Consider the following 21,756-nt stretch of genomic DNA (forward strand, 5'->3'; position numbering starts at 1 on the left):
GCCTGAAGTTCAGATGTCGGGGTACCTGTACGTCAACGTCAAACCCACGATCGTAGCGTTCGCATCGGCTTCGTTATCCTGCTGCCGTTCCTTGTACATCAGCGACAGGCGCAGGTCCCAGTACGGCGAAAACTCGCGGCTGGCCCACACGCTGTAAGTCTGCAGGGTGTTGGGGGTCTGCCCTTTGCTGTCTTGCCAGGCAGCGTCCGCGCCCACCCGGGTCAATTCGCTGACGGCGTAACTCCACACACCGCGCACCTGGTCCAGCTCGGCGAAGCCGCCTTCGGCGCTGGCTACCGTGCTGCGTTCGGCGGTGAAGCTGGCGACGGCGCGCGCACCGGTGTACAGCAGCGCAACCCCACCCTCCCCGCGTCGGCCACCTTCGTCACCGGAAACCTCGGTGACACCCACATGCGCATCGGCGCTGAGGCTTTCGGAAAACTGGTACTTGACCCCGACCGCGGGGCTGTAGCTGTTGGACGCCGTCGCCGTCTGGTCCTCCTCGGGCTCATAGCGCCGGGCACCAAAGCGGCTGTACAGATCGGCTCGCTCGCTCCAGGCGTAGGTCCAGGTGAACACGTTGCCCAGTTCTTCGTACCCCGTCAGCGTACTGATGTCATAACGGGCACGGTTGTACGTGGTTTCGTTGCTCAAGGTGCTACGCTCGGTAACCGCCTGGCTCCAGTTGCCGGTCAGCGTATACAGCTTTTGCGTGCCATCGGTGGTGACCACACCGGTATCCAGCACCGTTCCCGACAGCGTCGAACTTTCGTTGTAACGCGCCAGCAGGCCAAACCGCCCGCGCTCGGTCTGACGCTGCCAGCCCAGGCTCACGTCAGGGTCCTCACGGTTGTCGACCACCGCCGTGTCGGACGAGCGCAATACATTCATGCCCAGCCCCAACCTCAGTTCGTCACGGTCGAAGGTACCGATCAGGGTGTAATCCGGCGCGATGATCGTGCGCGTTATGCCCTTTTCACCCGACGACAGCAGCAAGGGGTTGCTGTCATGTTCGACGGATGTCGGTACCACTACCGTAGACTGCCAATTTGCTGCCAAGACCGTGTTCGTAAACGGCAACACCAAGATTGCCGTTGCAATACTAGTTGTTCTGAGAAGAGGCATTAAGTGTTCTTATTAAAGGCATGATCAAGGGACGACCAGCGTATCGCCAGCCTGAAGTTGGATGTTGGTGGACATATCCCGGCCAGACACCAGGTCTCTATATCGCACGGGCAGGATTTTTTGGGAAGCGCCAGTGCCGCGCACCACTTTGATTTCGCTTTCATCTGCAAACTTGTCCAGGCCGCCGGACATGCTCAGGGCCTGCAACACTGCGGTAGGGCCAGCCATCTGTACCGGCCCGGGCTTTATCACTTTGCCTTGTACATAGACCAGGTTGCCGGCGATGCTCTTGACGACAACGCTGACGTTCGGGTCGGGGAGGAATTTCTCGAGTTTGGCAGCCACTTGTTTTTCAACGGTCGTCACATCCAGCCCGGCAACATCGATGCGACCTGCCAGGGGGAACGTGATACTGCCATCGGGAAGTACGGTGGCTTCCTGGCGCAGGCTATCTTCCTGCCACACCGAAACCATCACCACATCGCCAGGGCTGAGCAGGTAGGTAGCACTGCTCGGGTCGGCCTTACCGGCACCAGACCACACCATCAGCATGCAGAACGCGGCAAACATTGAACGCACCATGAGGGTCCCTCCGGCCGAAAAGGCCCGACAAAGAGCACTGAATGAGAACAGCACACCAACTCTCGCTCCGCTTCGCGGTATACGCCAACCGCGATGACCTCGATCTTTACGAGGCCTTGCCTTGACGCTGTGCAGCCTGGGCTTTGCTGCCTGCAACCGTGGACCTGCACGGGCTACTGGCAATATAGCAACGGCTGGGGAATTGACAAGCGAGGCCCCGGGCCGCTGGCGTCAAGGGTAGAACCCAGGCTGGCGGATTCAGATCTTTCTCCTGTTGGCGACAGCTACAAAGCCAACGACAGCAAATGCAAAGAACCACCCTGCCGTTGAAACAGGGACGATACTGTTCTGATTGATATACATATCCGCCGCACGCGCTGCGCCACTTAACAGCGCCAGCAAAGACATCGATTTGATAATCAGAGCCGTGCGCATACGCCCCTCCTGAAGAGGAAAATCAACTGTTTGTTGGCGAGGTGTTCGGGAGTTGTTTCACCGTTGAGATGAGCTTATGAACACAATGACATTGCGTCAACGATTCGACACTATAATAAAATTCAATGGGCGCCGGACAATATAGTCAAAATATCGACGCGCAAATCGAGCATAGGGCGCTGCATTGGTGGCGCCATAGTTTCATCGCTGAGAAAGGCAAGGCCGTGGGGCGCTTTGGCGCCCCGGCATGTTATTCGTCTGTGTGATGCACCACGACCAGCAACTGCGCCGGCAGCGGCCCCACCGACCTTAGCCGGTGTGGTGTCTGGGCATTGAAATGCAAGGCATCGCCTTGCTCCAGCAGTACCCGCTCGCTCATGAAGTCCACTTCCACCTGGCCGGCGTGGACGAACAGGAATTCTTCGCCCAGGTGCTCCTTGAACGTAGGGTCGCTGAACTCGGTCGGCGGCTGGATCAGGAACGGCAACAGGCTGCGCTGCCCGACCTGGCTGGTGAGGGCCGAGTACCCCGGCCCTGCCCCGTCACCCACCAATGCCTGGCGCTCGCCATGGCGTACCAGGCTGTAGCGGTTCTGGCCGGTCTGCTCTTCGGCGAACAGTTCTTCGACATTGACATTCAGTGCCCGCGCCAGCTTCAGCGCGGCGGCGATCGAGGGGGTGTTCAGGCCACGTTCGACCTTGGACAGGTAGCTCTTGGTCATGCCGGTCTTGTCGGCCAGCAGCTCCAGGGTCATCCCCAGTTTCTTTCGCAGCAGTTTCAATCGGATAGACATGTGACGCGGATTTCCCAGGCGAAGGCAGCCCGGCCATCATACGTGGACTGCCAGGGAAATGCTGGGGCTGCTGTGCAGCCCCCGACTTTACGGCATCACCGGCGGCAGGTACTGCAACGTCGTACCCAATGCCCACAGCAACACCAGCACCAGCGGCACATGCACCAGCAACTGCACGAACGAGAAGCCGATCAGGTCGCGTGCCTTGAGCCCCAGTACCCCCAGCAGCGGCAGCATGTAGAACGGGTTGATCAGGTTCGGCAAGGCTTCGGCGGCGTTGTAGATCTGCACTGCCCAGCCCAGGTGGTACTGCAGGTCATTGGCCACCAGCATCACGTACGGGGCCTCGATGATCCACTTGCCACCACCCGATGGGATGAAGAAGCCCAGCACCGCCGAGTAGACGCCCATCAGCACGGCATAGGTGTCATGCGTGGCGATCTGGGTGAAGAACAGTGAAATGTGGTGGGCCAAAGTCTGCTCGTCGACGCCCTTCACCTGGGTGAGAATGGCAGCGATCGAACCATACAGCGGGAACTGGATCAGCACCCCGGTGGTGGTCGGAACCGCACGCGCCACCGCATCGAGGAAGCTGCGCGGGCGCCAGTGCAGCAAGGCACCGAGCATGATGAACAACAGGTTGTAGGTGTTCAGCCCGGAAATGGCGGTAATCGCCGGTTTGGTGGCGAACTCCTGGTACAGCCAGCCGGCGGCCAGGGCCACCAGCAACAGGATCAGGATGGGGCTGTGTTCCAGCCACTCGCCCGGGCGGGTGCGCTGGGGTGCCGGTGGCGCGGTGAAGCTGGGGTCGACCCCACAGTCCTGGGCGCTGCGCGCGCTGTTCGGGCCCGGCGCCGTGGCGTAGGCGATCACCAGCGAGACCACTACCAATGCCGCCAGCATCACGCCGGACTGCCAGAGGAAGATGGTTTCGGTGAACGGGATCACCCCGGTAATCGACAGGATCGACGGTGGCAGGCTGGCCGGGTTGGCCTGCAGTTGCGCCGCCGACGAAGACAGGCCCAGCGCCCACACGGCGCCCAGTCCCAGGTAGGCGGCGGCGCCGGCGGCGCGGTAGTCCATCTTCAGTTCGGTGCGTCGGGCCAGGGCGCGCACCAGCAGGCCGCCGAACACCAGCGACAGGCCCCAGTTGAGCAGCGATGCCAACATCGAGATCAGCGCCACCCAGCACACGGCCGAACGGCCATTGCCGGGGATGCGCGCCAGGCGGTCGATCAGGCGCGCGGCGGGCGGCGAGCTGGCCACCACATAGCCGCCGATGACTACGAAGGCCATCTGCATGGTGAAGGGGATCAGGCTCCAGAAGCCATCGCCAAAGGCCTTGGCGGTGTCGGTCGGCTTGGCGCCCATGGCCAGGGCGCCGATGCAAACCAGCAGTACTGCCAGGGCGGCAAACACCCAGGAATCGGGGAACCAGCGTTCGGCCCAGTTGGAGCAGCGCAAGGCAAAGCGCGCGGAACGGCTGTCTTGGATTTCAGCGGCCACAGTTCAATTCCTTTTATTGGTTTTATGAGGTAAAGCAGTATTGCCAGACAACGCAAAAACCCTGTGGGAGCGGGCGTGCCCGCGAATGCGTCGGTAAATTCACCGCAGCATTCGCGGGCACGCCCGCTCCCACAGGGTAGGATCACATGATGCGTTAGAAGGTCATTTCCTTCACATCATCCGGCACGATCAGCTTGCCGGCGGTTTTCTCGATGATTTCCTCGATGCTCACCCCAGGCGCGGTCTCGCGCAGGATGAAGGCGCCGTCTTCGATTTCCAGGTAGGCCAGGTCGGTCAGCACCTTGCGGATGCAGCCAGCACCGGTCAATGGCAGGCTGCACTGCGGCAGCAGCTTGGACTCGCCGTCCTTGGACGCGTGGGTCATGGTGACGATGATGTTCTCGGCACCGGCCACCAGGTCCATGGCGCCGCCCATGCCCTTCACCAGCTTGCCCGGGATCATCCACGAAGCGATGTTGCCTTGCACATCCACTTCGAAGGCGCCAAGCACGGTCAGGTCGACGTGGCCGCCACGGATCATGGCGAACGACTGCGCCGAATCGAAGATCGAGGCACCGCGGCGGGCGGTGACGGTCTGCTTGCCGGCGTTGATCATGTCGGCATCGATGGTGCCTTCGGTGGGGAATTCGCCCATGCCGAGCAGGCCGTTTTCCGATTGCAGCATCACATCCATGTCGGCGGGTACGTAGTTGGCCACCAGGGTCGGAATGCCGATGCCCAGGTTTACGTAGTAGCCGTCCTTCAGTTCACGGGCGACGCGTTGCGCCATCTGTTCGCGGGTCAGTGCCATGGTCAGGATCTCTTTGTTGTTCTGGTGGATGGCGCTCAGGCCTTGACGGTGCGCTTTTCGATACGCTTTTCGAAGGTGCCGACGATGACGCGGTCCACGTAGATGCCCGGTGTGTGGATCTCGCTGGGCAGCAGCACGCCAGGTTCGACGATCTCTTCCACTTCGACCACGGTGATCTTGCCGGCGGTGGCCGCCAGCGGGTTGAAGTTTTGCGCGGTGTTGCGGTACACCACGTTGCCGTAGTGGTCGGCCTTCCAGCCCTTGACGATGGCGAAGTCGCCGGTGATGGATTCTTCGAGGATGTACTTGCGGCCGTTGAACTCGCGCACTTCCTTGCCGTCTGCAACCGGGGTGCCGTAGCCGGTGGCGGTGTAGAAGGCCGGGATGCCGGCGCCACCGGCGCGCATTTTCTCGGCGAGGGTGCCTTGCGGGGTCAGTTCCACTTCCAGCTCGCCGCTCAGCAGCTGGCGTTCGAACTCGGCGTTCTCGCCCACGTAGGAAGCGACCATCTTGCGGATCTGCCGGTCTTCCAGCAGCACGCCCAGGCCAAAGCCATCGACACCGCAGTTGTTGGAGACCACGGTCAGGCCCTTGACGCCACGGCGCTTGATTTCGCTGATAAGGTTTTCAGGGATACCGCACAGGCCGAAACCACCAGCCAGTACCGTCATGTTGTCGGTCAGGCCTTCGAGTGCCTGTTCATAGGTTGCAACGCGCTTGTCCAGTCCGGCCATGCTGATCCGCCTTTTGTAGTTGTTGAACCGACGAGGCTGTCGGTGAGCGTGTGGGGACATCTTCACCGCAAGCGACTGATTTGTTAATTTTGTTTTCATCATCGATTCATAACTTTTGCAAAACAACCAACAGGCCTGTCATGAACGTCAAGCAACTGCGCGCCTTTGTCGCTGTGGCCAAGTACCAGAGCTTCGCTCAGGCCGGTGAACACCTGCATGTCTCGCAACCGGCACTGAGCCTGACCATCAAGGCCCTGGAAGAAAACCTTGGCGGCGCCCTGCTCAGCCGCACCACGCGCAGCGTCAGCCTGACTGCCGAGGGCGAGGTGCTGCTGCCGCTGGCACGGCGCCTGCTGGCCGACTGGGACGACACCGAAGAAATGCTGCGCCAGCGTTTCACCCTGCAACTGGGCCGGGTTTCGGTGGCGGCCATGCCGGCCTTTGCCGGCAACCTGCTGCCCCACTCGCTGAAGGTATTTCGCCAGCGTTACCCGAAGGTCAACGTCACGGTGCACGATGTGATCAACGAACAGGTGCAGGAACTGGTGCGCCATCGCCGCGTCGAACTGGGCATCGGCTTCGAACCCGACAACAACGATGGCCTGGATTTCCACCCGTTGTACATGGACCGTTTCGTCGCCGTGGTGCCCGCCGATTCGCCCTTGGCGCAGCTGCCTCAGGTCAGCTGGGCACAGTTGCTTGCCGAAGACTTCGTGGCCCTGCAACGCCCTTCGGCGGTGCGCCTGCTGATGGAGCAGAACGTGGCCGCCCGCCACGGCAAACTCGCGGTGGCTTTCGAGAGCCATCAGTTGTCTACCGTCGGGCGCATGGTCGCCAGTGGGCTGGGGGTCAGTGCCGTGCCGGCACTTTGCATCAATCAGATGCAGGAGCTTGGCGCCCGCTGCGTGCCCTTGGTCGAGCCCACGGTCGAGCGCCGCATCGGTGTGATTGCTCTTAGCGAACACAAGCTTTCCACGGCAGCGCAAGCGCTGCTCGAGGTACTGCTTTCCAATACCCGCATCCCGGAGGTGACATGCGTTACGTGAAACTGGCAGGTTCGAGCGTTCCGGCCATCGGCCAGGGCACCTGGTACATGGGTGAAGATCCGGCTCGCAAGGCGGCCGAGGTGGCGGCCCTGCAACAGGGTATCGAACTTGGGCTGAGCCTGATCGATACCGCCGAGATGTATGCCGAAGGTGGCGCGGAAGAAGTGGTTGGCCAGGCCATTGCCGGGCGCCGCGACCAGGTGTTCCTGGTCAGCAAGGTGTATCCGCACAATGCCAGCCTGCGCGCCATGGCCGCCGCCTGCGAGCGCAGCCTCACCCGCCTGGGCACCGACTGCATCGACCTGTACCTGCTGCACTGGCGCGGCCAGCACCCACTGGAAGAAACCGTCGAAGCGTTCGAGCGCTTGCGCGAGCAAGGCAAGATCAAGCGCTGGGGTGTTTCCAATTTCGATGTCGACGACCTGCGCGAATTGCACAACCCCGATTGCGCCACCAACCAGGTGCTGTACAACCCGGCCCAGCGTGGCATCGAGTTCGACCTGTTGCCGTGGTGCGAAAAGCGTGCGCTGCCGACCATGGCCTACTGCCCGCTGGCCCAGGCCGGGCGCCTGCTGCAGCACCCGGTGCTGGCGGAAATCGCCGAGCGCCATGGGGCCACGGTGGCCCAGGTCAGCCTGGCGTGGGTGACACGCAATGACGGGGTGATAGCCATCCCCAAGGCCGTGACGCCCGAGCATGTGCGGTTGAATGCCGCTGCGGGTGCGCTGACCCTGACCGGCGAAGACCTGCGGGCGATCGACCGGGCGTTCCCGGCACCGACGCGCAAGCAGCGGTTGGCGATGGTGTAGCGACTGTCGCGAAGAGAACTGAATTCGCAAGTAATCCTCATATCCTGTGGGAGCGGCTTTAGCCGCGAAGAATCCAGCGCGGTGCATGGCACCGGCTGCGCCGGTGTTCGCGGCTAAAGCCGCTCCCACAGGGACCGCGCAAAAATCAGGGTTTTGCGTGAGGTGCCGGGGATCAATGGAAATCCCGGCTGCGTACATCCAGCCCTTGCAACAGCGGGCTCACATCCTCCAACCGCCGTGCTATCAGGTGGCGCACGCCATTCTCCTGCTCCAGCCGCCCGCTGACCTTGAGCAACTGCGCCCCCACCAGTGCCCGCCGCTGCCGTTCGGCAAGATCCCGCCACACCACCACATTGACCATGCCGTGCTCGTCCTCCAGGGTGACGAAGGTCACGCCGCTGGCGGTCTGTGGCCGCTGGCGGCCCGCCACCAGCCCGGCCACGGCAATGTTGTCACCATGCCCGACATCTTGCAGCTCGCGCGAACTGCGACAGCCCAGGGCCCGCAGGCGTGAGCGCAACAAGGTCAGGGGATGCGGCCCAAGCGTGGTACCCAGGGTCTGGTAATCGGCCATCAGGTCCTCTGCCACACTGGGGACGGGCAGTTCGACGGTACTTTCCGGCAAGGCTTCGATATCGGCGAACAAAGGCAGCTGCGGCTGCACCGCCGCCACCTGCCAGCGCGCCTGGTGCCGGTCCCTGGCCAAGGCGCGCAGCGCGCCGGCATCGGCCAACTGGGCCCGGGCTCGCGAATCGAGCCCGGCACGCAGGCACAGGTCTTCGACATCGCGCCATGGCCGCTGCGCCCTCGCCTGCTCCAGGCGCCTGGCGTCGGCCTCGGCAAAGCCGCGTACCAGGCGCAAGCCCATGCGAATGGCCAGCACCTCTCCAGGCTCAGGCTCGAGCGTGCAGTCCCAGTCACTGTGGCACACATCGACCGGCCTGACCTCGATACCCTGGCGCCGGGCCTCTTGCAGCAACTGGTCGGGGCTGTAGAAACCCATGGGCCAGCTGTTGACCAGCGCGCAGGTGAAAATCGCCGGTTCATGGCACTTGAGCCAGCTGCTGGCGTAGCACAACAAGGCAAAACTGGCCGCGTGCGATTCCGGAAAGCCATAACTGCCAAAGCCCTTGATCTGCTCGAAGATGCGCTCGGCAAACGCCAGGTCATAACCATTGCGCAACATGCCCTGCACCAGCCGCTCGCGGTGCGGCTCCAGGCCGCCGTGACGCTTCCAGGCGGCCATGCTGCGGCGCAACTGGTCGGCCTCGCCCGGGGTGTAGTCGGCCGCGACCATCGCCAGCTCCATTACCTGCTCCTGGAACAGCGGCACACCCAGGGTGCGCTCGAACACTGCCTTCAGTTGCGGCGAGGGATAGGTCACCGGTTCCTGCTTCAGGCGCCGGCGCAGGTAAGGGTGGACCATGTCGCCCTGGATCGGCCCGGGGCGGACGATGGCCACCTCGATGACCAGGTCGTAGAACTTTTCCGGCCGAAGCCGCGGCAACATGGCCATTTGCGCGCGCGATTCGATCTGGAACACGCCCATGGTCTCGGCACGGCTGATCATCGCGTAGGTAGCCGGGTCTTCGGCGGGGATGGTCGCCAGGGTCAGGTGCCGGCCACGGTGGCGTTGCAGCAGGTCGAAGCAACGGCGCAAGGCGCTGAGCATGCCCAGCGCCAGCACGTCGACCTTGAGCAGGCCTACCATGTCCAGGTCGTCCTTGTCCCACTGGATCACCGTGCGCTCCGGCATCGCGGCATTCTCCACCGGCACCAGCTCGTCCAAGGGTTGCTGCGAGATGACGAAGCCGCCCGGGTGCTGTGACAGGTGCCGAGGGAAGCCGATCAGTTCGCCGGCCAGCACCAGTACCCGGCGCAGCGAAGGGCTGCCCGCCTCGAAGCCGGCCTCGGCCAGGCGCTGGTCGTCGGGTATGCGATCGCTCCAGCGGCCACAGCACTTGGCCAGGGCGTCCACCTGGTCGGCGGGCAGCCCCAGCACCCGCGCCACATCCCGCACCGCACCGGCGGCATGGTAGGTGTTGACCACCGCAGTGAGCGCCGCCCGGTGCCGGCCATAGCGACGGAACACATACTGGATCACCTCCTCGCGCCGGTCGTGCTCGAAGTCCACGTCGATGTCCGGCGGCTCGTTGCGCTCGCGCGACAGGAAGCGCTCGAACAACAGGTGGTGTTGCATGGGGTCGAGCTCGGTGATGCCCAGCACGAAGCACACCACCGAGTTGGCTGCCGAGCCCCGCCCCTGGCACAGAATGCGCTGGCTGCGGGCGAAGGCGACAATGTCGTGCACAGTCAGGAAGTAGCTTTCGTAGCCCAGCTCCTCGATCAGCGCCAGCTCCTTGGCCAGCACATCCCGCACCTTGCTGCTCGGCCCGGCTGGCCAGCGCAACGGCAAACCCTGCTGGCACAATTCGCGCAACCAGCTCGCCGGGGTATGCCCCTGGGGCACCAGTTCGCAGGGGTACTGGTATTTCAATTCGCTCAGCTCGAACTGGCAGCGCGCAGCGATGGCCAGGGTCTCGGCCAGCAGGTCGGCGGGATAGAGCTCGCCCAGTTGTGCCTGGCTGCGCAGGTGCCGCTCGCCATTGGCAAACAGGAAGCGCCCGGCCTCGGCCACCAGGCAATGCTGGCGAATGGCGGTCATGCAATCTTGCAGGGCGCGGCGACCGCGCACGTGCATGTGCACGTCGCCACAGGCCACGGCGCGGATGCCGACCCTGGCCGCCAGGCCGCGCAAGCGTTCAAGACGCAAGGTATCGTCACTGCCGCGGTGCAGGTGCACCGCCAGCCACAGACGCTCACCGAACACGCCGTGCAGCCACTGCCCGGGGGTGGCATCGCCGCTGTCATCGGCTACCCACAATGCCAGCAGGCCCTGATGGTGCTGCTGCAGGTCATCGCGAAACAGTTGGTACTCGCCCTTCTGCGCCCGCCGCCGGGCCCGGGTGATCAGCGCGCACAGGTTCTGGTAGCCGGCCAGGTCCTGCACCAGCAGCACCAGCCTGGGGCCGTCCTGCAACTGCACTTCACTGCCCACGATCAGCCGCAGCTGGTGTTCCTTGGCCGCCTGCCAGGCACGGACGATACCGGCCAGGGTGCATTCGTCGGTGATCGCCAGCGCCTGGTAGCCCTGTTCACGCGCGCGCCGGAACAGCTCGTCGGCGCTCGACGCGCCGCGCTGGAAGCTGAAGTTGGACAGGCAGTGCAGCTCGGCATAACCCGGGGTGTTCATGCGAACCAGCCCTGCAGCCACAACGGGCCGGCCTTGCCCAGGTCGCGGTAGGCCCAGCCGCGCAGGCCGTCGCGGGTTTCGATGCGGTAATAGTCGCGGCGCACATCGCCGCCATCCCACCAGCCCGACTCGATGCGCTCGGCATGGCCTTGCAGGCGATAGCCGCCTTCGTCCAGCGCCATGGGGGCCGACAGCAGCCAGCCAGGGCGGCTGCCAGGAACGACCGGCATGTTGCCCTGGGCACCCTGCTCTACCGCTTGCCAGGCGCATTCGGGGCGATGATCGGCTGCCGCGCTCAGGCCCTTGACCGCCTCATCCCCCAGGCGGGCGCGTAGCCGTTCGCGCAATTGTTCCCAAGGTTGCGCCTGCTGCGCACGCGGGTCGAACAATGCCTGGTGTTGCGGCACGAAGGGTGGCAGGTCCTCGGCAACCAGCCGCAGGTTGCGCACAGGTGCGGGAATGCGTAGCGGCTCCAGGCGCCCGCGCGCCAGTTCGAACAGCATCGCAGCATCGCGTTCGGCGGCCAGCAGGCCTACCTTCAGCAAGGTATCCGGCCCTTCGGCATGCTCCAGGTGCAGGCAGAAACGCTGCACGCCACAGTCACGCCCGGCGAGGAACGCGGCAAGGTCGTTGAGCATGCGCCGCAGCGGAAACAGCAGGGCCTGGTGTGATTCGACGTCGAAGTTCAGCTCCAGCCGGGTCTCGAAACGGTCCGGGGGCTGGTAAAAGCCCAGCCCCAGGTTGCGCAGGCCGAGCAACTGGTCAAGGTGCAGCTGCACCTGGGCCGGAAAGCGCCTGGCCAGGCTGTCGCGGGGCAAGGCCAACACCTGGCTCAACTGGCGCAGGCCCATGCGGGCAAAGGCCTCGGCAGCCTGCGCAGGCAGGCCGATACGCTCGATGGGCATGCCCAGCAGCGCCGCACGGGTGGCATCGGCATCCATCACGGCCAGGCCATCGTGAGCATTGGCGAGCATGCGCGCCGCCACCGGGTTGCTGGCCAGGACGATGCGTTGGCGCAAGCCCAGCTCCGCCAGCTCCTGGCGCAGGCGGGCCTCGAACAGCGGCCAGGGGCCGAACAGCTGCAGGCTGGAACCCACCTCCAGCAACAGCGCCCGTGGGTAGTGCAGGCTGACCTGGGCACTGAAGCGGTAGGCCCAGGCTGCCAGCAACTGCTGCACCTGGTCGATGCGCCTGGGGTCGGCTTCGACGCAGCTGAAGCCATCGGCCAGCGCACGCGCCGCCGTCAGGGTTTGCCCGGCCCGCAGGCCGAGCGCCGCCGCCGCCGGGTTGACCGCCTGCAGCACACGTCGCTGGGTCGGCCCGCCAAGCAGCACCAGGGGGGTATCGGGGTCGTCACGCTCACGCAGGACCGTGTCCAGCGCCAGCTGCGGAAGCAGGATGCAGGCCCAGAGCATGTTGCATCAGCCCCGCCCCGGGCAGGCGATGGGCAGCGCCGGTGGCATGCCGCCACGGCTTTTCAGCACGCGCCATTGTGCCGGGCGGGTGTCGACGGCAATGCGCAGCGCTGCGGGCGAAGGGTTGTGCGCCGCCTGTTGCGGCCGGCAGGCGAAGGCCAGCGCCTGGCCGGTTTCGGCAGCCACCTGCAGGCGCCGCAGGGCGCGGTCATCGGCACGTTCCGGCCAGCACAGCACCGCCGCGCAACTGCCGGAGCGCAGACATTGCTCGGCGGCCCACAGGGCATCGGCAGGTTCGGCGTCCACCTGTACCAGCCAGCGCAGGTCCACCCCCGCGGCCTGCCAGGCCGGGGCGTAAGGAATGAATGGCGGTGCCACCAGCACGATTCGGCTGGCTTCAGCGCTCAAGCGGGCCAGGGTTGGCCACAGCAGCTGCAATTCGCCACAGCCGGGGCTGGCCAGCAACAGTTCGCTGAGCGCAGCCGCCGGCCAGCCACCTTCCGGCAGGCATTGGTCAAGGGCGGCATGGCCCGTGGGCTGCAGGCCGAGCGGCCGCGCCTGGGCCTGCCGGCCGCGCCATACCCGGCGCTGGTCGAGCAACCTGTCGAGGTCGACCACCGCGCCCATCAGTCACGCCTCAGCAAGCCGCAGAACACGCCTTCGATGAAGAACTCCTGTTCAGGCCGCACATCGATGGGCGCATAGGCCGGGTTGCGTGGCAACAGCCGGTAATTGCCACCCTGGCGCTGCAGGCGCTTGATGGTCACCTCGCCGTCCAGGCGCGCGACCACGATCTGGCCATCGCGGGCGTCGGCCTGCTGGAGGATGCCGACCAGGTCGCCGTCGAAAATGCCGTCGTCGATCATCGAATCGCCACGCACCTTCAGCAGGTAGTCGGGGGTACGGCGGAACAGGCTGGGGTCGAGCAGCAGTTGCTCGTGAATGTCGAGGTCCGGGCCGATGGGGGCGCCTGCCGCCACCTGGCCCAGCACCGGCACTTCGAGGATTTCCGGGCGGCGCAGCCGTTCGGCCAGGCGTATGCCCCGCGCCTGGTTCGGCGTGACGTCGATGTAGCCGGCCTGGCACAGGGCGGTGATGTGCTTGCGCGCCACGCTGCGCGAGGCAAAACCGAAGCGCGTGGCGATATCGGCCAGGCTCGGCGGCTGGCCGTGGTCGGCGATGCGCTCACGGATGAACTCGAAGATGGCGCGGCGTTTTGGGGTAAGATTGTCCATGGAGCACATTTGTACTCTTTTTAGAGCACGCTGAACAGCCCCCTTCGTCGACGGCTTGGCGGCTGCGATGCAATTGTGACGGGCAGCAGTTCATTTGCTGGCCGAGGCCATCAGAACACCAAAACAGAAAAAGGTGATGCCGGAGATTTTGCCGACAATTCGCGCACCGCGGTCGCTCGACAGCCAGCCCCTGGCGCTATTGGCCATCAGCGCATAACCGGTGTGTACCAGCACGACCAGCAACGCGTAGGATGAAACCAGCAGGAAGAACTGGCGGTAGTAGTTGTCCTGGGGACTGATGAATTGTGGAAACACCGCCAGGAAGAAGAAACCAGCCTTGGGATTCAGCAGTTGGATCGACAACGCTTCGACCAGGCGCCGCCAGGGTTGCGTGGCGGTCACGGTAAACTCCGGAATGAAACGCTGGGTGCGCCACATTTTTCCCCCCAAGTACAACAGGTACAACGCGCCGACGTACTTGAGCACGGTGAACGCCGTTGCCGAGGTCGCCAGGACCAACCCCACGCTGCTGGCCGAGAGCCCGGCGACGATGAAAGCGCCCAAAGCGATGCCAAAGATCCCCGGCAGCGCTCCGCCCCAGCCGTGGCGCAGGGCGTTGGAGAGGGTCAGCACTACCCCGGGACCGGGGCTTAACACGGTGAAAGTCGCGAGGACAAGGAACAATCCATAGCTAGCCATGCAAAATGCCTCCTGGCATTGAACTGAAGAGCGTTAGGGCCGCCAACGGCACCCGAGGATCAATGCCGCACACAGCGAAGTCCGATCAGCAAAGAAGCGGATACTTGTTGCGCACATGGACGAAGACCAGAACAGAGCGGCGTCAGAGTGGCGTGAAACACCATCGCTGACAAACGCTTTATTTGCGCCCCTGATGTGACAAAATTAGACATATGATCAGCGACCTCCCACCCTTGAATGCCCTCCGGGCCTTTGCCTCGGCCGCGCGACACCAGAGCTTCAGCCGTGCCGCCGAGGAGCTGCACGTCACCCACAGTGCTGTCAGCCGCCATATACGCCTGCTCGAAGAGCACCTGGGCATAATGTTGTTCGAACGCCGAAATCGGCAGTCGGTACTCACCCCGAGCGGCCAGGCTTACTATGAACAGATCAGCCTGGGCCTGGCGCAAATCGCCAACGCCACTCAGGCCCTGGCCCGAAGCAGTGCATCGCGCAAGGTGATCATCAATGTGCGCCCGTCCTTTGCCGTGCGCTGGCTGATCCCTCGGTTACCCGAATTCATGACGCAGTTTCCAGAGATTCAGCCCGAGATTGTGACCAGCATCCTGGCCCCTGACCCCTCGCGTGAGGCCTTCGATCTGGTGGTGCGCCGTGGCAGCGCAGGCTGGGCGGCCAATCTGGAACCGAACATGCTGTTCGAGGACGAGCTGCTGCTGGTTGCCGCGCCTTCTCTTCTGGAAGCGATACCGGTTCAGGCGCCGTCGGATGTGCTGCGCCATACCCTGCTCTCGGGCAGGACACGTAATGGGGATTGGCAGGCCTGGTGCAAGCTGGCCGGTGTCAGCCAGGCAAGACAACGGCCAGCGCTGCAGTTCGATCACATGCACCTGGTGCTGCAAGCTGCCGTCGACGGCCTTGGCCTGGCGCTGTGCCCGGCCACGCTGCTGGGCAAGGATCTTGCCACCGGCCGACTGCACAACCCGCTGCCTCATCTACGACTGCCCCTGACTCGCTACTACTATGGGGTATCGAAAGATGCGGTCGCCGAGACCCAGGTATTTATCGACTGGATGCTCTCTCGGCTCCAGCATGACACCTGTGCACTTCCTTGATCGGTGCGCGGCAAACATATCAGCCCTCGCGGCGATCCACACAATATTTGCGGCTATGCAGCGCTCCAATAGAGAAGATCAGCTACCTGCGCCCAGCCACCTACGCCAACCAGAACTGATGACCAAACTTCGAAAGCCGGAGCGTGCCAACGGCCGGTTACTCGGTTGGCTTTCCAGCTTTGGCAGTTGCTGACTTGACGCGCAGGCGTCAACCTCGCGTTCGAGCACAGCTCTGCCAAGGCTGCCGTACTCCAGTACACTCAGGAAGTCGCGTAGTTGACGTGACTCCAAAGGCAAAGAATCTCCCTTCTGGCCCGCCCATGATTTTGGACCTGGATACCCAATGCTGACTGCCCTGCTGTTCGACCTCGACGGAACCCTCACCGACACTGACACCTTGCATCTGCAGGCCTTTCGCCAACTGCTGCGCGAGCATGACGGCCGCGAGCTGAGCCAGGCGCAGTTCGATGCCCAGGTCAGCGGCCGCGCCAACGGCGAGCTGTTCGCCGAGCTGTTTGCCGGTGCCAGTGCCGAGCAGTGCCAGGTGCTGGCCGACCGCAAGGAGGCGCTGTTCCGCGACATGTCGCCGGCTCTTGAGCCGATGCCGGGCCTAGTGCGCCTGCTGGAACATGCCCAGGCTCGTGACATCGGCATGTGCGTGGTGACCAACGCACCGCGGCTGAACGCCGAGCACATGTTGAACGCCATGGGCCTGGGCCAGCGCTTCGCGCACGTGCTGGTGGCAGAGGAACTGGCACGGCCCAAGCCGGACCCGCTGCCTTACCTGACCGGGTTGCAGCGGCTGGGTGCCGAGGCCGGGCAGGCACTGGCCTTCGAGGATTCGCTGCCGGGGGTGGCGGCCGCGAGTGGCGCTGGGATCTTTACCGTGGGCGTGGCCACTACGCAGACGCCGGAGCGGTTGCTGGCGGCGGGGGCGAAGCTGGTTGTCCGTGACTTCAACGACCCAGCGTTGTGGACCTTGATCGGATCCATGCAATGAGCATACGGGGCCGCTTCGCGCCTCATCGCCGGCAAGCCAGCTCCCACCTCGACCGCATCGGCCTCAAGCCGTGCGCTGTCCCTGTGGGAGCTGGCTTGCCGGCGATGGGCTGCGAAGCGGCCCCAAAATTTCAAGGCAATATGCATGCCCCAGCCATTGTGCACACCCAGGTCAACCCATGCTGATCGACGAAGAACTGACCCTCAAGAAGCTGGAAACCTTCCTCGCCTTCATGCGCACCGGCAACCTCGGCCGCGCCGCCGCGGAGCTGGCCACCAGTGCCGTCAGCGTGCACCGCGCCATCCACTCGCTGGAAAGCGCACTGCGCTGCCCGCTGTTCAAGCATGAAGGCCGCCAGCTGATCCCGCTGGAAAGCGCCTACGTGCTGGAAAAGAAAGCCCGCCAGCTGATCCAGGACGCCGAGCAGATGGTCCGCCTTACCCGCGAGGCCGCCGGCTTCTACGCCGAGCGCTTCCGCCTGGGCGCGCTCTACTCGCTGACGGTGAAAACCGTACCCAAGCTAGTCATGGGCCTCAAGCTGCGCCGCAGCGAACTCAACATCGACCTGACCCTGGGCTCCAACGTCGACCTGCTGCAGCGCCTGAAGAACCACGAACTGGAGGCCATCCTCGTGTCGCTCGACGAAAGCGTCAGCGACCCGGCCTGCGAGCAGTTACCGCTGTTCTCCGACGACATCTTCCTTGCCGTGCCCATCGATTCACCCTTCGCCGAGCAGGCCGAGGTGGACCTGGCCGACCTGGCCGACTCCACCTTCATCACCCTGACCCAGGGCTTTGCCACCCACCGCGATGGTGCCCGGGTGTTCCAGCAGGCCGGCTTCGAACCCAAGGTAGCCATGCAGGTGAACGATATCTTCACCCTGCTGAGCATGGTCAGCTCGGGCGTGGGCTTTGCCTTGCTGCCTGGGCGGATCGCAGCGGTGTATGAAAACCGGGTCAGGTTGATTGCCCTGAAGCCGCAATATCGCTTGCAGCAGCATATTGGCGTGGTGTTCCTCAAGGCGCGGGAGCGGGAGCCGAACCTGCTGGCGTTGCTGGCAGAGTGCCGGATGTACAGCCTGGAGCGCTGAAGGGCTGCGGACACAGCTTCTTTTGTTGTTTGCTGCACTGGCCTCTTCGCGGGTGAACCCGCTCCCACAGGTACCGAGCAGACCTCGGGCAATGCACATTCCCTGTGGTTTTGTTGTTTGCTGCACTGGCCTCTTCGCGGGTAAACCCGCTCCCACAGGTACCGAGCAGGCCTCGGGCAATGCACATTCCCTGTGGTTTTGTTGTTTGCTGTACTGGCCTCTTCGCGGGTAAACCCGCTCCCACAGGTACCGAGCAGGCCTCGGGCAATGCACATTCCCTGTGGTTTTGTTGTTTGCTGCACTGGCCTCTTCGTGGGTAACCCGCTCCCACAGGTACCGAGCAAGCCTCGGGCAATGCACATTCCCTGTGGTTTTGTTGTTTGCTGCACTGGCCTCTTCGCGGGTAAACCCGCTCCCACAGGTACCGAGCAGGCCTCGGGCAATGCACATTCCCTGTGGGAGCGGGTTTACCCGCGAAGAGGCCGGTACAGGCTGACTCAAGCAATCAGGGCCCGCTGCACCTCCCCCACCGTTGTAGCCAGGCTGTTCAGGTGCAGGTTCAACACCCGCTCCACCGGCGCCTGGTCCAGCGGCCAGTGCAAGGCAATGCTCCCGGCCAGGCGCCCTTCGGCATGCACCGGCAGGGCAATGGCGCGGATCAGGAACGGCAAGCGCACCGGGTACTCCCAGTGCCCTTCGGTGCGCTGGCCGAACCCCTTGTTCGCTTCCTCCTCGATATCGCGCAGCACCGTCTCGTCGCCCACCCGCTCATGGGCCGCCAGGCGCTGCACTTCATCGACCGCCAACTCACCCAGGCATGCCCGTCCCATCGCCGAGTGGAACAGGCTGGCATGATGCCCGACGATCTGGCAGGTGTGCGGGTAACGCTTGCGCAATACTTGGGGCACAGCGCTTTCCATCACCTCCAGCCGCTCGCCGTCGAAACACGACAGGTCGGCCACCAGCCCGGTGCGTTCGCTCAATTCCAGTAGCATGGGCGCGGCGTGTTCCACCAGGCGCCGTTTGAAACGCAGCTGGCGGTCACCGAACAGGCGCCGCGCGCACAGCCGGTAACGCCTGTCGCTGAGGCCGCGGTAAACCCAGCCCTGCTCCTGCAAGGTGGCGAGCATGCGCGACACCGTGGCCTTGGGCAGCGCCGTCAGGTAATGCAGTTCTTCCAGGCCCAGCGCCTGGTGTTCGCCAAGCAGGTCGACGATGGCCAGCGCCCGTTCCACCGAACGCACGCCGCCACTGTCTGCCGTGATGCCCATGAGTGTGACCTCCCTGTAACTGGATGGTCAGGATAGCCAGCAAGATCCGCGCCTGCCCAGTGGTTTCATGGCGCTTGCAGGCTCCGGGGTGCGCGCCGCGCTACCCAACGGGTGAGCTGTTCATGGGCATGGGCCAGCTGCAACACCGCATGGTCGGCCTGGGCCGGGCCGATGATCTGCAGGCCCATGGGCAACCCGGCAGCGTTGAAACCGACCGGTACGCTGATGCTCGGCAAGCCGGCCAGGGTCGGCCCAATCACCACTTCCATCCAGCGGTGATAGGTGTCCATCGCCCGACCTCCGACCACCGTTGGCCACGGTTGCCGTGCATCGAATGGGAACACCTGGGCCGATGGCAACAGCAGGTAATCGTAACGCTCGAACAGCTTGCCCAGCGCGCGGTACCAGTCGCTGCGGGCCACCGAGGCCTGGTACACCGCCGCCGCGCTCAGTTGCAGGCCACCCTCCACCTCCCACTGCGCCTCGGGCTTGAGCAGCGCGCGCTTGCCCGGGTCGGCATAGGCCGCAGCGAGGTTGCCGTGCACCAGGAAGTGGCGATGGGTCAGCCAGCACTGCCACAAACGCGCCATGTCGAACGCCGGCTGGCAGGCCTCGACCCGGCAGCCAAGTTCGGCGAAGTCTGCCAGGGCCGCTTCGCACAGGCCCAGCACCCCGTCATCCATCGCCAGGTAACCGTCGTAGTCGCCCAGCCAGCCAACCCGCACGCCGCGGAAATCGCGCTGCAACCCGGCGGCAAAATCGTGCCGGCCATCGCCCAGCGACAACGGCGCCCGCGCATCGAAACCCGCCTGGGTCGACAACAGCCGTGCCACATCCACCACACTGCGGCCCATCGGCCCCTCGGTGGCCAGCTGCTGCACGAACAGTTCCGGCGCCGGCCCGTGGGGTACCCGGCCCTGCGACGGGCGCAGGCCATACACGTTGTTGAACGCCGCCGGGTTGCGCAGCGAGCCCATCATGTCGCTGCCATCGGCGACCGGCAGCAGGCGCATGGCCAGCGCCGCCGCCGCCCCACCGCTGCTACCCCCGGCCACCTTGCCCGGGTCGTAGGCGTTGGTGGTGGTGCCGAACAGGGTGTTGTAGGTCTGCGAACCAAGGCCGAATTCCGGCACATTGCTCTTGCCCACGATCAGCGCACCACTGGCCCGCACCCGCGCCACACTGATCGCGTCCTGCTCGGGCACCTGCTCGGCGAACAGCGGCGAGCCCAACGTGGTGCGCAGCCCGGCAGTGGCAGCCAGGTCCTTGATCGCCTGGGGCATGCCATGCATCCAGCCGCGCGAATGGCCCCGGCCCAGCTCGCGGTCACGCTCATCGGCCTCGGCCAGCAGCGCCTCGGCCGGGCGCAGCGACACCAGCGCGTTTACCTGCGGGTTGAAGCGTTCGATGTGCGCCAGATAAGCCTGCATCACCTCCCGGCACGATATCTGGCGGGCATGGATGGCCCGGGACAATGCCTCGGCATCGAGGGCAACGATGGGGTCGATGGCTAGCGGCATCACGGTTTCACTCCAAGGTTGAAAGCGGCAGGCTTGCCCGCGCGTGGGGCTTCTTTCAGGCAATAGGTGCCCAGCAGTGTCAGCAGGCAGGCGAACAGCACGTAGAACGACGGCGCCACCGGGGTACCGAGCACCTTGCTCAGCCAGGTGACGATCAACGGGGCGAAGCCGCCGAACACCATCACCGCCACGTTATAGGCCACCGACACACCGGTAGAACGCACCTCGACCGGGAACTGCTCGGCCAGGGCCGTGGGCGCCGGCCCGAAGAAGCCACCGATGGCGGTGCACAGCAGCAGTTGCATCACCAGCAGGCGCTCCAGCGACGGCGCGGCAGCCACCCACACATACAACGGGTAGACCATGACGAAGAACGCCAGGGTGAAGGCCATCAGCACCGGGCGCCGCCCCAGCCGGTCAGACAACGCCCCGGACAGCGGGATCACCACGGTCATCAGCCCAACCGCAAGCATCTGCACCAGCAGCACCTGGTCCAGCGGCAGCCCGAGGTTCTTGTGGGCGAAGGTCGGCATGTTCACCAGCACCACGTAGAACGACACCGTCGCGCCACAGGCCAGACCCATCGATACCAACAGGCTGCGCCGATGCTCACGCAGCACCTGCCACAGGCTGGGCGACTGGCCCTTGGCCTGGCGGCGCGCCTCGATGAATTCCTCGGGCTCTTCCATGTGCTTGCGAATCCACAGCCCCACCGGGCCGATCAGCAGGCCAAGCACGAACGGGATACGCCAGCCCCAGCTGTCCAGCGCCGCTGGCGTGCACAGGTGGGTGACCAAGGCCACCATCGCCGCCCCGGAGAACACCGCCAGGCACTGCCCCACCAACTGCCACGAGCCATACAGGCCCTTGCGGTGGGCCGGCGCGCTCTCCACCAGAAAGGCCGTGGCGCTGGCGTACTCGCCGCCGGTGGCAAAACCCTGCAGCATGCGCGCCACCACGATCAGCATCGGCGCGGCCATGCCGATGGCCAGGTAGTCGGGTGCAAAGACGATCATGGCAATGGAGACGGTCATCAGCCGGATGATCATCTGCATCGCCGCCTTGCGGCCCTTGCGGTCGGAATACATGCCCAGCAGCACGCCGCCCACCGGGCGCATGAAAAAGCCGACGCCGAAGGTGGCCAGGGCCATCAGCAGCGAGGCGTATTCGTCGTCGGAGGGGAAGAACTGCCGGGCGATGATGCTGGCCAGAAAGCCGTACACGATAAAGTCATACCACTCCAGGGCGTTGCCGATGACGGCGGCGACCACTTGCCGGGTACGCGACACGCCGGTGCTCGAAGTCTGCATAGGAAACACT

20 protein-coding genes are annotated in these 21,756 nt (G+C 64.5%); 5 read left to right on the forward strand and 15 right to left on the reverse strand.

What is annotated here, in order from left to right; translation table 11 throughout:
- Window positions 1-9: 9 nt before the first annotated feature.
- The 7 genes from QN085_RS13520 to QN085_RS13550 all read right to left on the reverse strand — a co-directional run bounded on the left by QN085_RS13520 (window position 10) and on the right by QN085_RS13550 (window position 5,986).
- Window positions 10-1,125 (reverse strand): hypothetical protein, encoded by a 1,116-nt coding sequence (locus QN085_RS13520; protein WP_024087164.1) that lies wholly within the window; start codon window positions 1,123-1,125, stop codon window positions 10-12.
- Window positions 1,126-1,149: 24 nt separating this feature from the next.
- On the reverse strand, window positions 1,150-1,707 hold the full coding sequence (locus QN085_RS13525) for a polysaccharide biosynthesis/export family protein (RefSeq protein ID WP_015270418.1): 558 nt from the start codon (window positions 1,705-1,707) through the stop codon (window positions 1,150-1,152).
- Between the two features lie 258 nt (window positions 1,708-1,965).
- Window positions 1,966-2,142, reverse strand: coding sequence for an EPS-associated small membrane protein EppA (eppA, locus tag QN085_RS13530; protein WP_013972718.1), 177 nt, complete (start codon window positions 2,140-2,142; stop codon window positions 1,966-1,968).
- Window positions 2,143-2,392: 250 nt separating this feature from the next.
- Entirely contained in the window at window positions 2,393-2,935 is a 543-nt protein-coding gene (locus QN085_RS13535; protein ID WP_015270419.1) for a helix-turn-helix domain-containing protein, read from the reverse strand.
- An 87-nt stretch (window positions 2,936-3,022) separates the two neighbouring features.
- Window positions 3,023-4,441: a short-chain fatty acid transporter gene (locus QN085_RS13540; protein WP_013972720.1), complete on the reverse strand. Its 1,419-nt coding sequence runs from the start codon at window positions 4,439-4,441 to the stop codon at window positions 3,023-3,025.
- Window positions 4,442-4,595: 154 nt separating this feature from the next.
- Entirely contained in the window at window positions 4,596-5,252 is a 657-nt protein-coding gene (locus QN085_RS13545; protein WP_003260585.1) for a CoA transferase subunit B, read from the reverse strand.
- Between the two features lie 35 nt (window positions 5,253-5,287).
- A complete protein-coding gene (locus QN085_RS13550) occupies window positions 5,288-5,986 on the reverse strand; it encodes a CoA transferase subunit A (protein ID WP_015270421.1) in 699 nt (232 codons plus the stop codon).
- Between the two features lie 140 nt (window positions 5,987-6,126).
- On the opposite strand from QN085_RS13550, the gene QN085_RS13555 reads away from it, so the two are divergent.
- Together QN085_RS13555 and QN085_RS13560 are read left to right on the forward strand one after the other, a co-directional pair.
- Window positions 6,127-7,032, forward strand: coding sequence for a LysR family transcriptional regulator (locus QN085_RS13555; protein WP_013972722.1), 906 nt, complete (start codon window positions 6,127-6,129; stop codon window positions 7,030-7,032).
- The gene (locus tag QN085_RS13560) at window positions 7,020-7,841 is read left to right on the forward strand and encodes an aldo/keto reductase (protein WP_013972723.1); all 822 of its coding nucleotides are present in this window, start codon (window positions 7,020-7,022) and stop codon (window positions 7,839-7,841) included. The genes QN085_RS13555 and QN085_RS13560 overlap by 13 nt, the downstream gene beginning before the upstream one ends.
- A gap of 172 nt (window positions 7,842-8,013) precedes the next feature.
- Here QN085_RS13560 and QN085_RS13565 read toward each other — a convergent pair whose 3' ends face one another.
- The 5 genes from QN085_RS13565 to QN085_RS13585 all read right to left on the reverse strand — a co-directional run bounded on the left by QN085_RS13565 (window position 8,014) and on the right by QN085_RS13585 (window position 14,443).
- Entirely contained in the window at window positions 8,014-11,094 is a 3,081-nt protein-coding gene (locus QN085_RS13565) for an error-prone DNA polymerase (protein WP_041505916.1), read from the reverse strand.
- A complete protein-coding gene (locus tag QN085_RS13570; RefSeq protein ID WP_038409680.1) occupies window positions 11,091-12,509 on the reverse strand; it encodes a Y-family DNA polymerase in 1,419 nt (472 codons plus the stop codon). The genes QN085_RS13565 and QN085_RS13570 overlap by 4 nt, the downstream gene beginning before the upstream one ends.
- A 6-nt stretch (window positions 12,510-12,515) precedes the next feature.
- A complete protein-coding gene (gene imuA / locus QN085_RS13575; RefSeq protein WP_041505915.1) occupies window positions 12,516-13,136 on the reverse strand; it encodes a translesion DNA synthesis-associated protein ImuA in 621 nt (206 codons plus the stop codon).
- Window positions 13,136-13,744 (reverse strand): transcriptional repressor LexA, encoded by a 609-nt coding sequence (gene lexA, locus QN085_RS13580; RefSeq protein ID WP_013972727.1) that lies wholly within the window; start codon window positions 13,742-13,744, stop codon window positions 13,136-13,138. The genes imuA and lexA overlap by 1 nt, the downstream gene beginning before the upstream one ends.
- A gap of 90 nt (window positions 13,745-13,834) precedes the next feature.
- Window positions 13,835-14,443, reverse strand: a complete 609-nt coding sequence (locus QN085_RS13585; RefSeq protein WP_024087167.1) for a LysE family translocator — start codon at window positions 14,441-14,443, stop codon at window positions 13,835-13,837.
- 212 nt (window positions 14,444-14,655) lie between these two features.
- On the opposite strand from QN085_RS13585, the gene QN085_RS13590 reads away from it, so the two are divergent.
- The 3 genes from QN085_RS13590 to QN085_RS13600 all read left to right on the forward strand — a co-directional run bounded on the left by QN085_RS13590 (window position 14,656) and on the right by QN085_RS13600 (window position 17,645).
- Entirely contained in the window at window positions 14,656-15,555 is a 900-nt protein-coding gene (locus tag QN085_RS13590) for a LysR substrate-binding domain-containing protein (protein ID WP_013972729.1), read from the forward strand.
- 343 nt (window positions 15,556-15,898) lie between these two features.
- Window positions 15,899-16,555 (forward strand): HAD family hydrolase, encoded by a 657-nt coding sequence (locus QN085_RS13595; RefSeq protein WP_024087169.1) that lies wholly within the window; start codon window positions 15,899-15,901, stop codon window positions 16,553-16,555.
- Window positions 16,556-16,733: 178 nt separating this feature from the next.
- A complete protein-coding gene (locus tag QN085_RS13600) occupies window positions 16,734-17,645 on the forward strand; it encodes a LysR family transcriptional regulator (protein WP_003260483.1) in 912 nt (303 codons plus the stop codon).
- 497 nt (window positions 17,646-18,142) lie between these two features.
- Here the strand turns inward: QN085_RS13600 and QN085_RS13605 are convergent, their stop codons facing one another.
- The 3 genes from QN085_RS13605 to QN085_RS13615 form a co-directional block, all read right to left on the reverse strand.
- On the reverse strand, window positions 18,143-18,916 hold the full coding sequence (locus tag QN085_RS13605; RefSeq protein ID WP_024087170.1) for an IclR family transcriptional regulator: 774 nt from the start codon (window positions 18,914-18,916) through the stop codon (window positions 18,143-18,145).
- A 65-nt stretch (window positions 18,917-18,981) separates the two neighbouring features.
- Window positions 18,982-20,436 (reverse strand): amidase, encoded by a 1,455-nt coding sequence (locus QN085_RS13610; RefSeq protein ID WP_041505914.1) that lies wholly within the window; start codon window positions 20,434-20,436, stop codon window positions 18,982-18,984.
- Window positions 20,436-21,746 carry a citrate-proton symporter gene (locus QN085_RS13615; protein ID WP_013972735.1) on the reverse strand — a complete coding sequence of 437 codons (1,311 nt, stop codon included), beginning with the start codon at window positions 21,744-21,746 and terminating at the stop codon, window positions 20,436-20,438. The genes QN085_RS13610 and QN085_RS13615 overlap by 1 nt, the downstream gene beginning before the upstream one ends.
- Between the last annotated feature and the right edge of the window lie 10 nt (window positions 21,747-21,756).

The sequence above is a fragment of the Pseudomonas sp. M2(2023) genome, from assembly GCF_030263955.1.
Classification (GTDB): Bacteria; Pseudomonadota; Gammaproteobacteria; order Pseudomonadales; family Pseudomonadaceae; genus Aquipseudomonas; species Aquipseudomonas asiatica.

Bases quoted from the DNA above. Each gene is read 5' to 3' on its own strand.
- QN085_RS13570 (WP_038409680.1), bottom strand. From the start codon at position 12,509: ATGCTCTGGGCCTGCATCCTGCTTCCGCAGCTGGCGCTGGACACGGTC.
- QN085_RS13590 (WP_013972729.1), top strand. From the start codon at position 14,656: ATGATCAGCGACCTCCCACCCTTGAATGCCCTCCGGGCCTTTGCCTCG.
- imuA (WP_041505915.1), bottom strand. From the start codon at position 13,136: ATGGGCGCGGTGGTCGACCTCGACAGGTTGCTCGACCAGCGCCGGGTA.
- QN085_RS13535 (WP_015270419.1), bottom strand. From the start codon at position 2,935: ATGTCTATCCGATTGAAACTGCTGCGAAAGAAACTGGGGATGACCCTG.
- QN085_RS13565 (WP_041505916.1), bottom strand. From the start codon at position 11,094: ATGAACACCCCGGGTTATGCCGAGCTGCACTGCCTGTCCAACTTCAGC.
- QN085_RS13600 (WP_003260483.1), top strand. From the start codon at position 16,734: ATGCTGATCGACGAAGAACTGACCCTCAAGAAGCTGGAAACCTTCCTC.
- QN085_RS13605 (WP_024087170.1), bottom strand. From the start codon at position 18,916: ATGGGCATCACGGCAGACAGTGGCGGCGTGCGTTCGGTGGAACGGGCG.
- eppA (WP_013972718.1), bottom strand. From the start codon at position 2,142: ATGCGCACGGCTCTGATTATCAAATCGATGTCTTTGCTGGCGCTGTTA.
- QN085_RS13550 (WP_015270421.1), bottom strand. From the start codon at position 5,986: ATGGCCGGACTGGACAAGCGCGTTGCAACCTATGAACAGGCACTCGAA.
- QN085_RS13555 (WP_013972722.1), top strand. From the start codon at position 6,127: ATGAACGTCAAGCAACTGCGCGCCTTTGTCGCTGTGGCCAAGTACCAG.
- QN085_RS13595 (WP_024087169.1), top strand. From the start codon at position 15,899: ATGCTGACTGCCCTGCTGTTCGACCTCGACGGAACCCTCACCGACACT.
- lexA (WP_013972727.1), bottom strand. From the start codon at position 13,744: ATGGACAATCTTACCCCAAAACGCCGCGCCATCTTCGAGTTCATCCGT.
- QN085_RS13525 (WP_015270418.1), bottom strand. From the start codon at position 1,707: ATGGTGCGTTCAATGTTTGCCGCGTTCTGCATGCTGATGGTGTGGTCT.
- QN085_RS13520 (WP_024087164.1), bottom strand. From the start codon at position 1,125: ATGCCTCTTCTCAGAACAACTAGTATTGCAACGGCAATCTTGGTGTTG.
- QN085_RS13560 (WP_013972723.1), top strand. From the start codon at position 7,020: ATGCGTTACGTGAAACTGGCAGGTTCGAGCGTTCCGGCCATCGGCCAG.
- QN085_RS13585 (WP_024087167.1), bottom strand. From the start codon at position 14,443: ATGGCTAGCTATGGATTGTTCCTTGTCCTCGCGACTTTCACCGTGTTA.
- QN085_RS13545 (WP_003260585.1), bottom strand. From the start codon at position 5,252: ATGGCACTGACCCGCGAACAGATGGCGCAACGCGTCGCCCGTGAACTG.
- QN085_RS13610 (WP_041505914.1), bottom strand. From the start codon at position 20,436: ATGCCGCTAGCCATCGACCCCATCGTTGCCCTCGATGCCGAGGCATTG.
- QN085_RS13615 (WP_013972735.1), bottom strand. From the start codon at position 21,746: ATGCAGACTTCGAGCACCGGCGTGTCGCGTACCCGGCAAGTGGTCGCC.